The sequence below is a fragment of the uncultured Comamonas sp. genome (genome assembly GCF_964277875.1).
In the GTDB taxonomy this organism is placed as follows: Bacteria; Pseudomonadota; Gammaproteobacteria; order Burkholderiales; family Burkholderiaceae_C; genus Comamonas; species Comamonas sediminis.
The window spans coordinates 24677-36898 of sequence record NZ_CAXYJV010000020.1; the positions used below are offsets into that span (position 1 = coordinate 24677).

10 protein-coding genes are annotated in these 12222 nt (G+C 60.4%); 4 read left to right on the forward strand and 6 right to left on the reverse strand.

The genetic code is table 11. From position 1 onward, the window contains the following. Positions 1–119: 119 nt before the first annotated feature. Positions 120–683 carry an acyloxyacyl hydrolase gene (locus ACHWUQ_RS07620; protein ID WP_239810054.1) on the forward strand — a complete coding sequence of 188 codons (564 nt, stop codon included), beginning with the start codon at positions 120–122 and terminating at the stop codon, positions 681–683. Between the two features lie 2533 nt (positions 684–3216). Here the strand turns inward: ACHWUQ_RS07620 and ACHWUQ_RS07625 are convergent. From ACHWUQ_RS07625 to ACHWUQ_RS07640, 4 genes are all read right to left on the reverse strand, one after another. After that, positions 3217–3504: a hypothetical protein gene (locus tag ACHWUQ_RS07625; RefSeq protein WP_394680774.1), complete on the reverse strand. Its 288-nt coding sequence runs from the start codon at positions 3502–3504 to the stop codon at positions 3217–3219. Positions 3505–4124: 620 nt separating this feature from the next. Further along, positions 4125–4487 carry an HPF/RaiA family ribosome-associated protein gene (locus ACHWUQ_RS07630; RefSeq protein WP_239810053.1) on the reverse strand — a complete coding sequence of 121 codons (363 nt, stop codon included), beginning with the start codon at positions 4485–4487 and terminating at the stop codon, positions 4125–4127. A gap of 279 nt (positions 4488–4766) precedes the next feature. After that, entirely contained in the window at positions 4767–5330 is a 564-nt protein-coding gene (locus ACHWUQ_RS07635) for a GNAT family N-acetyltransferase (protein ID WP_394680775.1), read from the reverse strand. A gap of 115 nt (positions 5331–5445) precedes the next feature. Then, complete coding sequence (locus ACHWUQ_RS07640) at positions 5446–5916, reverse strand: peptidylprolyl isomerase (protein ID WP_239810051.1); 471 nt, start codon at positions 5914–5916, stop codon at positions 5446–5448. Positions 5917–6115: 199 nt separating this feature from the next. Here ACHWUQ_RS07640 and ACHWUQ_RS07645 point away from each other — a divergent pair, with 199 nt between their 5' ends. The 3 genes from ACHWUQ_RS07645 to ACHWUQ_RS07655 all read left to right on the forward strand — a co-directional run bounded on the left by ACHWUQ_RS07645 (position 6116) and on the right by ACHWUQ_RS07655 (position 10386). Then, entirely contained in the window at positions 6116–6904 is a 789-nt protein-coding gene (locus ACHWUQ_RS07645) for a 3-hydroxybutyrate dehydrogenase (RefSeq protein ID WP_312526322.1), read from the forward strand. A 277-nt stretch (positions 6905–7181) separates the two neighbouring features. After that, positions 7182–9872, forward strand: coding sequence for a transglycosylase domain-containing protein (locus ACHWUQ_RS07650; RefSeq protein ID WP_394680776.1), 2691 nt, complete (start codon positions 7182–7184; stop codon positions 9870–9872). Between the two features lie 40 nt (positions 9873–9912). Then, positions 9913–10386, forward strand: coding sequence for a lysozyme inhibitor LprI family protein (locus ACHWUQ_RS07655; protein WP_394680777.1), 474 nt, complete (start codon positions 9913–9915; stop codon positions 10384–10386). Between the two features lie 13 nt (positions 10387–10399). Here ACHWUQ_RS07655 and ACHWUQ_RS07660 read toward each other — a convergent pair whose 3' ends face one another. Together ACHWUQ_RS07660 and ACHWUQ_RS07665 are read right to left on the reverse strand one after the other, a co-directional pair. Then, positions 10400–11242: a siderophore-interacting protein gene (locus tag ACHWUQ_RS07660; RefSeq protein WP_394680778.1), complete on the reverse strand. Its 843-nt coding sequence runs from the start codon at positions 11240–11242 to the stop codon at positions 10400–10402. 237 nt (positions 11243–11479) lie between these two features. Further along, a complete protein-coding gene (locus tag ACHWUQ_RS07665) occupies positions 11480–12217 on the reverse strand; it encodes a hypothetical protein (RefSeq protein ID WP_394680779.1) in 738 nt (245 codons plus the stop codon). Positions 12218–12222 lie beyond the last annotated feature (5 nt).

A 12222-nucleotide genomic window follows, 5' to 3' on the forward strand; every position in this document is an offset into this window, starting at 1 on the left:
GCTAGCGCAGCTGTCATCAGCTGCGCTTTTTTTGCTTGTGGTCTCGTCAGCGGTTGCATACAGACAACAACCTGCTTTTGCTGACAGAAGCAAGAGTTGACCAGGTGTAACATTATTTGATGCAATACCGCCCTCTCCTCTCCGCTGTCGGCTTGTGCGCGCTGACTGTCTGGAGTGCTTCTGCCCATGCGCAATTCGCCGATAAGCGCAACACCGCCACCTTGTACCTACAAGCCGGTGTTGCCGAGCGTGACGCACGTGCGCTCACTATTGGCTCGACCATCCCGATGGACTGGAAGACCTTCTGGTGGGGCCATCCCGTCACCGCCCATTGGGACATGAGCCTGTCGGCCTGGAACTCGGACCGCATGGAACGCGAAGGCAGCCGCACCATTGCCGTGGTCGGTCTGGTGCCCACCTTGCGCTTCCACAGCAAGAGCCAGTACCCCTGGTTCGTCGAAGCCGGTCTGGGCGGCTACGTCTCCAGCAAGCTGTACGAAAGCCGTGAAAAGCGCTTTTCGACCGCGTTCAATTTCGGTACCCATATCGGCGTGGGCTACTTCACCGGCATGCGCCGTGAGAACGAATGGTCCGTGCGCCTGGAGCATCTCTCCAACGCGTCGATCAAGCGTCCCAACCCGGGCGAGAACTTTGTGCAACTGCGCTACGCACGGCACTTCTGATCCCCTCAATCCCCCTCTTTCCCTTGCTACCGCCTTCTGGCGGTATTTTTTTGCCTGGCGCAGGGGATGGTGATCAGGGAGGCGTCTAACGTCGAGTGGAGCTGCCGGGGCAGCCTGGAGAGCCTGTATGCCGTAGCGGCCAGTTCAACACGGCCAGAGCACGTACCCAGTTAATAACTGTATAAACATACAGTATCAAAGAAATAGCGCAGTGGCCTGTGCTACAGGGTGGCCGCCCATAGCCGATGGATGTTCGCCAGCGAGTGCGTTTGAACGGCAGCAGGGCCCGCAGGAGGTGCGCTGGACGCTTTACCAACCCCTTGCCCTACCCACCCACCTCCCAGGCGCCCACAGGCTCCGTGTGCGCGGTAGACGGCTTTCTTGGAGCCGAGCCCGGTAACCGATGGAGATTTGCGCCGCCGACCAGCGAATCCCCTGCTACCCGCAGCACGACGCCATGCGCGATACCCGGTCAACAACTCTCTTCCATTCCCTGCTAAGCGGCATCACCGTTAGCGACACGCATCCAAAAGTATAGCTAACACCTATGTTGGGCTGTGCATTTGCGCACAGTGCATCTCCCGGGCAGGAACTCTCGAATAGAGCGACAGGATCTCGCTGACGAAGCCACGGAATGGCGAAGCCCTTCTTCCCTCTGCGTTCAGGATGTGGCGGGAAGCCTGAGGCACTTTTTGGAAGCGCTCAGCGCGACGTCTCTTACCCCCTGGCCGTCTGAATTTTCACAGTCTGAAAAATTTCAAGATATGAAACCTTGCCGAGCTTGCCTTTGGTTTTTCTTTTATTTTCTTTAAAAGAATAGTAGGTAGTAGTAGAAGGGCCCCCACTTCTGTGGATAAGTGCAATAAAGCAAAAATTTTCAAAAGCTTGAAATTTTCCCAACCATGTTGATGGTACCCGTCTACGCTTGTCACTGCAAAGTGGATAAGTAGAGGGCGTGGGTTATTTCTGTGGATAAGTTGGTTTGGGCGTATGTATTATCCACAAGCATTCTGCCGCGCCAAAATTTCGACAAGTGTTTGATAAATAATAACTTATCCACATCTGTTCTGCTGTCCCCACAGATGGCGTGCCTACTGGCGTCTGCTGTGCGTATGAATGCGTGCGTGCTAAAAATTACCCACAACGCCCAGGGCAGCGTTGGAGGTTTTTGGCGCTGAACGTTTTGGCTGAGAAATCTGTGGATAAGTATTTTTTACTGATAAATCAGTCCTCTAGCACGCCGTCGGTCTGTGTGCACCAGGCCTTATTGCCGGTGCATGCTAGCGGAGCAAGTTCCTGGATAGGCGCATGTCTGTGGATAACTGGCGGGTTGTTGTTGCTTTATCCCGAAAGTTATCCACAGTTCTTCTGGGTCCCAGAGTCTGCAGATTCGATGACATCGCCTGTGGGTAAGGCTGTGAATCTGAAAATAACCAGCAAAAACAATGGATTGCTGTCATTTCGCCGAGATGGATGGTGTGTGCACCCAAGCCTTTGGCGCTGTCTTGTGGGCAGCAATGCGCCTTTTGGGTGAAAAAAATCGGCATGTGCAGAACGCGGGTCTCCGCGCCTTCTGTGCGGTCACGGCTGCGAGTGGATATCGATGACTCGGCACCGCTGACGGAGGGGAGCGCGCCGCCTGTGAACATCTCGCATCCATGGAGCCGCAGCCAGGCTCGGCTTGGCGCCTTAATCCCCATGACTTCTGTGGCTCGCCGGTCGCCGGGAGCCGTCGATGCCCATCACGGGCCGCTGGTCTTTTCTGCTTCCCTTCCGTCACTCCAGACGATCAGACCAAGCCGCTGGCGCTACAGGCTTGGCTGTAAACGCTGGAAGTAGCCGTTGAGCCCCTGCGCGATGGGGCGGTGCATACCAATCCCCGGGCTCTAAAGTCCATTTTTTGGATCGCAGCGGCCTGTTTGGAACGCTTTCCGCATCCGGGCCACCAGCATCGGACGGGCTTTCACTGCAGCAGCGCCCATCAGCGGATGCAACTCGGCTGTTTTTTTACCACATGGCCTGTGCGCGGCATACGGCATCAAGAACGCGGCCGAGCCCCCTTCAAGCGAGACAGCGCCGCCCCAGCATTCCCGCGTCAAATCCAAAATTTCAATTTGAATGATTCAAATAAACTGAAATGAAAAGCCATTCACTTCATATCTGCTATCCCAATGCTATCAATAGATGAATCGATAAATGCTGTTTTTTTATGCAAAGTGGACCGTGACATGGTGCAATTTGTCAACAAGTTATCCTGGACACGATTGTGAATAATCTTTCACATCGTGATAAATTCCACACTGTGAAAATGGAAGAGAAAGAGTTATGCACATTTCTCTAACCGGCATCCCGCTATACGATGGACCAGATTTGTGGATAAGTAAAGCACTTATGCGTTAGAACGACAGCCACCTGTTCGGATCTTACTTATCCACAAATTGACTTGCTGGCATGTCGTTGGTGTTTCCTGTGGATAAATCGATCTGTTTTTAGATGAGTTATGCACAGAACAGAGGGGATTTTTGGTGAAAAACTAGCTGCTTGTGGCTTTATCCACAATTGGATATGGATAAATTTCTTTAAGAAGATTGCCTAAAAAATCAGCAAAACAAGTCCAAAACTGTGGAAAAATTTGTGTATTGTTTGTACTTGGTGCCGATGGCTGTTGAAAACGCATTCGGAGTGAGATATAGAAAATAACGGTATATTGCAAAGAGATGTGCCAAAAATAGATAGTTTCAGGTACTTTTGCGGCAAAGTGCGTGCTTTCAAAAAGTGGTATGAGTCTGTGGATATCTTTTATGAAAGCAACAAGAGCCATGGATTTTTGTCACATGTGCATAACTTGTGTATGGATCTATCCATTTAACACATGAAGATATCCACCGGTTTTTCAGCGTTCCAAGACACCACCGGCACGGTGCATTCAGTCAATTCGAATCACCGCTATCGAGCGTTGGTAGGTGCGTACCCAGGGCTGTTTGCGCCTGGGGAGGTGATGGCGCAGCTGAGCAGGGTGGGAAGAGAGGCCACGAAGATGCGGCGAACATGCTGTGAGGCGGACGCCAGGGCAGCCAGCAGCTACTCCTGACCCACTTCCTTTCGCTTTAGGCGCTGGTGAGCGGCAGATAGGCACGCTGCAAAGCCATGCGCTTTCCGCCCCAGGTGTCTGGGTGCGGGTGCGCGATAAATGCTGGTACTGGTGCGGGTGCGGCCGGCCAATTACCCAAATACAGTGGCTGCAGCGCTCGTTCGTGCAAAGGGATCTTGCATGCGGGCCGCGCTGCAGAGCGCCACAGCGCATTGGCGCCACAGCGGGCCGGGAGCAAACCTCCAAGCTCCAGGCGCATGACCAGCAAAACGCATCAGCCCAGACGCAAAAAAGCACCGCCAGGCGGTGCTTTGTTCAGGAGGAGGGCCTTTTCAGGCCCGTTTCAGCCCTCAGGCTTCGGCGTCTTCGTCGGTGGCGGTGCGAATGGTTTCGCGGTTGCTCTTGTCACGCATCTTGGCGACGTCGGTGTCCAGCGCGCGGTGCAGCTTTTCCAGCGCCGCATTGAAGGCCTCGGCAACCTTCTCGGCCTCGGCGTTGACCGCCAGGGGTTGGCGCCCGTTGGCCCGTGTCTCCATGACGCAGCGCTTGCCCTTGCCGCCGTTTTTCAGCGCGTCCACATCGGTGAGGTAAACCTCCACACGGGTCACATATTCGCGAAAGCGCGAAAGCTTGTTTTGTACCTCGGTCTGTGCCCATTGGGAGAGAGATTCTCCGCCTTGAACATTGTCACCAGCGTGCACTTGAACTTGCATGGATGTGCTCCTTTCTCGAACTTGCTGGGCGGGCGGCCCAGCTTTGACAACCGGATGCCGCGAAGGCCATCGCCTTGCGGCATTGAGTTAGATACATCCTAACGCGCAAAACTGCAGCTCAGACCGCGATATGGTCAATATGCGTAAAAGCCCTGAGAAAGATCAAGCGTCCTACAGCCCCAAGGGGAGGCGTTCGGACGGCCGGGCGGGGCAGCGGTGGGCTTGAAACGCGGCGGACCGTCCCCAGCAGACGGCCCTGGCTGCAGGGCGCTGCGCGTTTTAGCTTGCTGCAAATGTTGAAGCGGCCAGGCGATACAGCACATGGGTGCGCAACGGGTGGCCTTCGGGCAGGGCAGGGTGTTCAAAGTCTCCCGCCTGGTCGCGCTCCATGCCCAGGCGCTGCATCAGCGCCTGCGATGGCAGGTTGCTGGTGGTGGTGAAGGCCACGATTTCAGCCAGCTGCAAGGGGCCAAAGCCCACGGCCAGTGCTGCTTGCGCCGCCTCGGTGGCCAAGCCCTGGTGCCAGGCATGGCGCGCCAGGCGCCACATGATTTCAACGCAGGGAGAAAAAGGCAGGTCGGCCTGCGGCACATGCAGGCCCACGATGCCAATGAATTGCTGGTCTTCCAGCCGTTCCACCGCCCAGACGCCCCAACCACGCTCTGCCATCAGCGCCTCGCAGCGGTCCGCCATCGCATCGCTTTGCGCCCGGGTCAGCGGCGCGGGAAAGTAGCGCATCACCTCGGGGTCGGCCGTCATCGCGGCAAAGGCTTCCCGGTCTTGCGGCTGCCATTGGCGCAGCTGCAGGCGGGCGGTGCGGGGCTCGATCAGGGGGGCGGTCATGGGTGGCTTTCATGAATGAAAAAGCGGCTGGCACGCAAGGCATCTGCGTGAGCCGCTGGGATGATCAACAATGCCAAGCGCAGCGGGCTCTCAAGCGCCCTGCTGCACCACTGTATCAATGGTGGTGGCCGTGCGCGCCATGCACATGGCGGTGGGCAATTTCTTCTTCGCTGGCCGCACGCACATCGACCACCTTGCCGCTAAAGCGCAGCGCCAGGCCGGCCAGCGGGTGGTTGCCATCCAGGTGCACTTCCGGGCCCTTGATCTTCTTGACGTAGAAGGCCTGGGGCTCGCCACGGTCATTGGCGCCGCGCAGCTGGCCGCCCACCTTCACGCCCGGTGGGAACTCGCTTTTGGGGATGACGCGCACCAGGCTCTCGTCACGTTCGCCAAAGGCATCTTCCACCGCCAGATCCACGCTGGTGCTGAAACCCACGGCCTGGCCTTCAAAAGCGGCCTCCACCTTGGGGAAGATGTTTTCATAGCCGCCATGCAGGTAGGCGAGGTTGCCGCTGTCCAGCGGCTTGCCTTGCGCATCGGTCACCTTGTATTGGATGGTGACGGCGCAGTCTTTGGTGATGTTCATGGTCTTGTTCGAAGAGTCTGGCAAAACCGCAAGTGTAGGGCTTGCCGCCGCTGCGCTCCATCGCGGGGCCGGATGGCAGGGGACGCGCCAAGGGTTTGGCGCTTGTCATGCAAACGGCTTGCTCTCCTACGGATGCATGCTGCAGTGCAGCGCGAGACTTGGGATTTGTGACCGCTTTTGCGGTCGAAAGGAAGAAGAAATGGTTCAGCAACTCGCAGGCAAGGTAGCCTATGTGACGGGCGCCGCCAGTGGCATTGGCAAGGCCATCGCCGACCTGTATGCGCAGCAGGGCGCCAAGGTGGTGATCGCCGATCTGAAGCAGGAAGCTGCCGAGGCGGCGGCCAAGGATATTGCAGGCAAGGGCGGTACCGCCCTGGGGCTGGCGGTCGATGTGACGCAGGAAGACCAGGTGGACGCCTCGGTCGAAGCCGCGGTGAAGGCCTATGGCGGCATCGATATCCTGGTGAGCAATGCTGGCATCCAGATCGTCAAGCCGGTGCAGGAATTCAGCCTGCAGGAGTGGCAAAAAATGCTGGCCATCCAGCTCGATGGCGCCTTCCTCACCACCCGCGCCTGCATCAAGCACATGTATGCGCAAGGCCGTGGCGGCAGCATCATCTACACCGGCTCGGTGCACTCCAAAGAGGCCTCCAAGCTCAAGGCCCCTTATGTGACGGCCAAGCATGGGCTCGAAGGCCTTGCCAAAGTGGTCGCCAAGGAGGGCGGCCCACAAGGTGTGCGCGCCAATGTGATCTGCCCGGGCTATGTGCGCACGCCCCTGGTGGACAAGCAGATCCCCGAGCAGGCCAAGGAGCTGGGTATCAGCGAAGCCGATGTGATCAAGAACGTGATGCTCAAGGACACCGTCGATGGCGAGTTCACCACCGTGGATGATGTGGCGCGTGTCGCGCTGTTCTTTGCGGCCTTTCCCACCAATGCGCTGACAGGGCAGTCGCTGATTGTCAGCCACGGCTGGTTCATGGAGTGATGCCGGTCTGCGGCAACACGCAGGCACAAAGCATCGGGGGACGCGGGCTGCCAGGCGCTATCCGCCGTTAATCTGATGATTAAATCAGCCAAAGCCGCTGAAAGTGCGCTGTTGGCGCCGCGTCTGACGTTGGCAGAAGCCCACATTTGTTACATGGTTTGCAGTCTGCTTTGCACAGCCGGCAGGCGGGGAAACCCCGCCTGCCCGACAATGGCGGATTGGCCTCAGCAGCGCTGCGCGCAGCGCGATGCCGGCCCAGGTTTTGCAGACTCTTTCCATGGCGATACCCCTTATTTCCGCTTTGACAACGACCGTGCGCCGCGCAGCGGGCGCCCTGCCCGTGCTGGCGCGGCGCCTGCGCCAGTGGCTGGCCGCGCGCAGCAAAAAGCAATGGCTGCTGGCGGTGGCGGCCTTGCCGGTCCTGCTGCTGCTCTATGTGCTGCTGCTGATTCCGCTGACGCCGTCGATCGGCGATATCCAGAAAAACAAGGTCGAGGCACCCACCCAGCTGCTGTCGGCCGACGGCAAGGTGCTGGCGCAGTACAAGCGCTCCAACCGCGAATGGGTGGCCCTCAAGGACATCTCGCCCAATGTCATCAATGCGCTGATCGCGACCGAAGACCACCGTTTTTATGAGCATGGCGCGCTCGATTGGCGCCGCACCTTTGGCTCGGTGCTGCACACGGCCATGGGCCGGCCCCAGGGCGGCTCCACCATCACCCAGCAGCTGGCGCGCAATATGTTCCCCGAGGAAATCGGCCGCGCCCGCTCGCTCAACCGCAAGCTCAAGGAGGCCGTGACGGCCTACAAGATCGAATCGGCCTACACCAAGGACGAGATCCTGGAGACCTACCTCAACACCGTGCCCTTTCTCTACAACGCGTTTGGCATCGAGATGGCCGCACGCACCTACTTTGACAAGCCCGCCCAGAAGCTGAGCGTGCTTGAGGCCGCCACCCTGGTCGGCATGCTCAAGGGCACCAGCTACTACAACCCCGTGCAAAACCCCGAGCGGGCCCAGCAGCGCCGCAACACCGTGCTGGCGCAGATGAACAAGCACGGCAAGCTCAGCGACCAGGATTTTGAGACTCTCAAAAAACGCGGCATCAAGCTGGATTTTGAGCGCCAGGACGAGGCCGTGGGCATGGCGCCGCATTTTGCACAGGCGCTGCGCAAATGGCTGATCGAATGGGCCGATGCCAACGACTACAACATCTACGCCGATGGCCTGGTGGTGCAGACCACCATCGACTCGCGCATGCAGCAATGGGCCAATCAGGCCGTAGCGCGCCAGGGCCGGCAGTTGCAGGTGACGGCCAATGGCCTGTGGAGCAACCGCAACCAATGGACCGCCAAGAACCCGCTGGTGCAAAGCTTTGTGCGCGAAAGCGCCGTCTACCGCCAGGCGGTGGCCGATGGCCAGGACAAGGACGAAGCGCTGCAGCGCCTGCTGGCCGATGCCGACTTCATGGCCAACCTGCGCCAGGACAAGGTGCGCGTGCAGGTGGGCTTTATGGCGATGGACCCGCGCAGTGCCCATGTGCTGGCCTGGGTGGGCAGCCGCGACTTTGCCATCGACCCGTTTGACCATGTCTCGCAAGCGCGCCGCCAGCCCGGCTCCACCTTCAAGCCCTTTGTCTATGGCGCCGCATTGCAGGACGGCGCCTTGCCCAGCGACCAGCTGATGGACGAGGCTGTGCGCATTCCGCTGGGCGGCGGTCAGTTCTGGCGCCCCACCGATGGTGGCCCGCCATCGGACCAACCGATGACCCTGGCTGATGGCCTGGCCTACTCCAAGAACACCATCACCGCCCAGGTGATGGCCAAGGTCGGCCCCGCCAAGGTGGCCAAGCTGGCGCGGGCGCTGGGCGTGCGCGACAGCAAGCTTGAAGATGTGATGTCGCTGGCGCTGGGGACCAGCCCGGTCACCTTGCAGGAGATGGTGACGGCCTATTCCACCCTGGCCAATGGCGGCGGCTACCGCGCGCCGGTCATGGTCACCCGCATCAGCGACCGCGACGGCAAGGTACTGGCCGAGTTTGAGCCACCCGCCACCGAGCTGGCGCTGGACAGCGGCGTCACCTATGGCTTGATCGACATGATGCGTGGCGTCATCACCAAGGGCACCGGCCGGGGTGTGGCGCGCTACGGCGTCAGCGGCGACTGGATCGGCAAGACCGGCACCACGCAGGACAATGCCGACGGCTGGTTCATGCTGGCGCACCCCGACTGGGTGGGCGGCGCCTGGGTCGGCTTCAACGACAGCCGCGTGCAGCTGAACGACTACTGGGGCCAGGGCGCCCACAGTGCGCTGCCGGTCGTCGCCGAGGTGGCCGCCGCATCGCAGCGCGCCAAGCTGGTGCAGGCCCAGGCCCGTTTTGAGATGCCGGCCGAGAACAACACCTTTGTGCAGCGCCTGCGCAGCTGGATGCTGGGCTTTGGCGACAACAAGCAACCGGTCGATCCGTTTGAGCAACCGCCTGCGATGCAGCCGCTGCCCGATCGCGGCAACCCCGGTGATGCGCCTGTGATCGACGACCCCGAAGCGCGGCCGATAGGCCAGAGCGGCGCCGGCCCGCGTGGCCCAAGTGGCGAGGGCGACTACCCCGTCTTCCAGAACAACCCACCGCCAGCGCAGCAGCCGCAAATGCCTGCGCAGCGCCCGGCCGATGCGGGCCAGCCGCAACCCGGTGTCGTGGTGCCTGGCCCATCGTCCAACCCGGTGCCTTCCAACCCGGCAACGGCAGCACCCGCCTTCCCCGGTAGCGCCAGCGCGCCGCAGGGTCAGCCCTCGGGCAACCCACCGCCGATTGAGCGCGGTGTGGTCGTCTCGCCGGTGTCATCCGGTACCGTGGGCCAGCCCGTGCCAACGGCCGATGGCGGCATGGTCTGGCGCCGCGCCACCCCGTCCGGCACGGCCGCGCCGCAGTCCGGCAATGCAGGTATTGCGGCCAGCGAGATCAACTGATCCCATTGCCCAGTTTTTAAGCAGTTTTAAGGAGTAAACCATGGTCTTCAACCACCGCCGCCACACCCGCTGGCAATGGATGCGCGCCGCATGCCTGGGCGCTGCCATGTTGGCATCGACCGCCGCGATGGCCGTGGACAACCCCGATGCCCCCGACCGCCTGGCCGCCTTTGAGCAGCGCATACAGCCGCTGGAGGCCGCCGTCGCCAACCAGAACACGACGGCAGACATGCTGCGCGCGAGCAGCGCCTATGCCAAGCAACTCGATGTGGAACTGAACCAGACCTACCGCGAGCTGATGGCCAAGGTCGGCGCCACCGGCGCGCAAAAGCTGCGCGCCTCGCAGCGTAACTGGCTGGCCTTCATGACCACCGAGGCCGCCTTTATCGACGGCACCTGGAACGCCAAGGACTTCGGCAGCACCTCAGCGCTGTCGCGCAGCGAGTACCGCAACAGCGTCACCAAGGCGCGTATCGTCCAGCTGCTGGACTATCTGCGCTCCTATCCTTTATGATGGATGTGTGCGGTCACTCTTCAATGACTTCATGCACACCGGAGCTGCCGCGCTTCCAGTAGGCCGCTGCCTTGGTCCATTTGGGGTGGGCGCCATGCTCGGCAATCAGCGCCGCACGCAGCGCCTTGGCGGCCGCCGATTCCAGCGCCACCCAGTTGTAGTAATCGCCGGCTGGCGCATCGATCTGGTGCAAAGCCGTTAGCAGCCGCTGCGCATCGCCGGCCGGCTGGCCCTGGCGGTGCACCCAGTGCACCTGCAGGTCGGCAGCGCTGTCCAGCGCTTGCTCGTCGGCCGCGTCATTCACCTCCACGACCACCACCGCCTGGGTGCCGGCAGGCAGCTCGCGCAGGCGGCGCGTGATCGCTGGCAGCGCCGCATCGTCACCAATCAGCAGGTGGCCATCAAACGCCGTGGGCACGATGAAGGAGCCACGCGGCCCCGCAATACCCAGTGCATGCCCCGCGGCCGCCTGCAGCGCCCAGGCCGTGGCAGGGCCGGCCTCATGCACCGCAAAGTCAATCGCCAAGGTCTGCGCCTGGGCATCGTAAGAGTGGGGCGTGTAGTCCCGCATCGCCTCGCGCATCGCGGGCGGCAGGCCATCGCTGCCGGGCGGCGGCAACTGCAGCTCGCCATTGGCATCCGGAAACAGCAGCTTCACATGGTCATCAAAGCCCAGACTGGTAAATCCCGCCAGGTCGGCACCCTGCAAACGGATGCGCAGCATATGTGGCGTCAGCTGCTCCACCGATGCAACGGTGGTACGGCGCAGCTTGATCTCATGGCGCGCCCGCTCAGGCGCACGCGCAGCCAGCAGCTCGGGGGAAGGGGACGTGGGTAGGCTCAGTTGCAAGGGCATGGTGTGTTCAATCCGTTTCTAAGATATATCTTTTATCTTAAATGAGAACCATTCCTACGGCTAGGGCGGGGTGGCAATCCCTGGTTGGGGTGTGGCTATGGCGGGGGTGGGGTTGCGAAAGGGTGGGGGGTGTGCGCAAAGATCAGAAGGAGCCGGCAGTGAAGGGATGGTTCACAGAGGGGCATGAACGCGTGGTCTGGGCATTCCCCTTGAGCCCTACCGCAAGGCTTGGCAGCACTAAAACTTGGTGACCAGTTTTGGCTTGTAGAAATCGTGGAAGGCCTCGACAGGTGCGGAAGTGGCCAATGGCTGCAGCGGAAAGCACTGCGCAAGGTTGTCCAAGTTGGTTTGACTGTCGACCCGCTGAAGGAACGCTGCCGCAGTGCCCTTTCGGACGTCGCCGTGGCGGTCCAAAAACTGGCCCCACAGTGGCATGTTGCGAAATCTGTTGCTGGCCACCATTGCCTGCGTGGTGTATTGCGGAGGAAAAAGCCGTTGGTAGGCTGGCAAGTGGTACAGCCAGGAGACACCCGCTATCTGCCTGGCTGATGGTTGCTCGGCGCGAACATGGGCCACGAGTGCAGCGAGCTCCGATAGCCGCAACCCCATGCGTTCGTCGCTCAAGGGTCCCTGCAAGCTGTGGTCGTCGTTGTGGAAATGAAGCCGGATCTGACCCGGCTCCCCCAGCGCATACGAAAAACAGCCGAATGTTGCGATCACCGAGTCGGGACGATCAAGGTGCGGCCGCTGGGTGTAGACATGGTAGGTCCATGCACCAAGGTCCGGATGGTTTTTCAGTCCCGCAATGTAGGCCACCCACCTGGGATGGTGGGGGTTGAAATCTCGACCGCCCACTAGTCGGACGTAGACATTCGTGTAGTCGAGCAGGGCCGTCTCCAGCTTCAGGTTCGCCAGTACCGCGATCTTTCTGGCGAAATAGATCTGGAGATCAAAAAATTCCTTGGCGTAGGCCATCGCAG

What these genes read in the sequence shown, in the direction of transcription:
- ACHWUQ_RS07665 (WP_394680779.1), bottom strand. Translation starts at nt 12,217, where the DNA reads ATGGCCTACGCCAAGGAATTTTTTGATCTCCAGATCTATTTCGCCAGA.
- ACHWUQ_RS07620 (WP_239810054.1), top strand. Translation starts at nt 120, where the DNA reads ATGCAATACCGCCCTCTCCTCTCCGCTGTCGGCTTGTGCGCGCTGACT.
- ACHWUQ_RS07630 (WP_239810053.1), bottom strand. Translation starts at nt 4,487, where the DNA reads ATGCAAGTTCAAGTGCACGCTGGTGACAATGTTCAAGGCGGAGAATCT.
- ACHWUQ_RS07640 (WP_239810051.1), bottom strand. Translation starts at nt 5,916, where the DNA reads ATGAACATCACCAAAGACTGCGCCGTCACCATCCAATACAAGGTGACC.
- ACHWUQ_RS07655 (WP_394680777.1), top strand. Translation starts at nt 9,913, where the DNA reads ATGGTCTTCAACCACCGCCGCCACACCCGCTGGCAATGGATGCGCGCC.
- ACHWUQ_RS07650 (WP_394680776.1), top strand. Translation starts at nt 7,182, where the DNA reads ATGGCGATACCCCTTATTTCCGCTTTGACAACGACCGTGCGCCGCGCA.
- ACHWUQ_RS07625 (WP_394680774.1), bottom strand. Translation starts at nt 3,504, where the DNA reads ATGGCTCTTGTTGCTTTCATAAAAGATATCCACAGACTCATACCACTT.
- ACHWUQ_RS07660 (WP_394680778.1), bottom strand. Translation starts at nt 11,242, where the DNA reads ATGCCCTTGCAACTGAGCCTACCCACGTCCCCTTCCCCCGAGCTGCTG.
- ACHWUQ_RS07645 (WP_312526322.1), top strand. Translation starts at nt 6,116, where the DNA reads ATGGTTCAGCAACTCGCAGGCAAGGTAGCCTATGTGACGGGCGCCGCC.
- ACHWUQ_RS07635 (WP_394680775.1), bottom strand. Translation starts at nt 5,330, where the DNA reads ATGACCGCCCCCCTGATCGAGCCCCGCACCGCCCGCCTGCAGCTGCGC.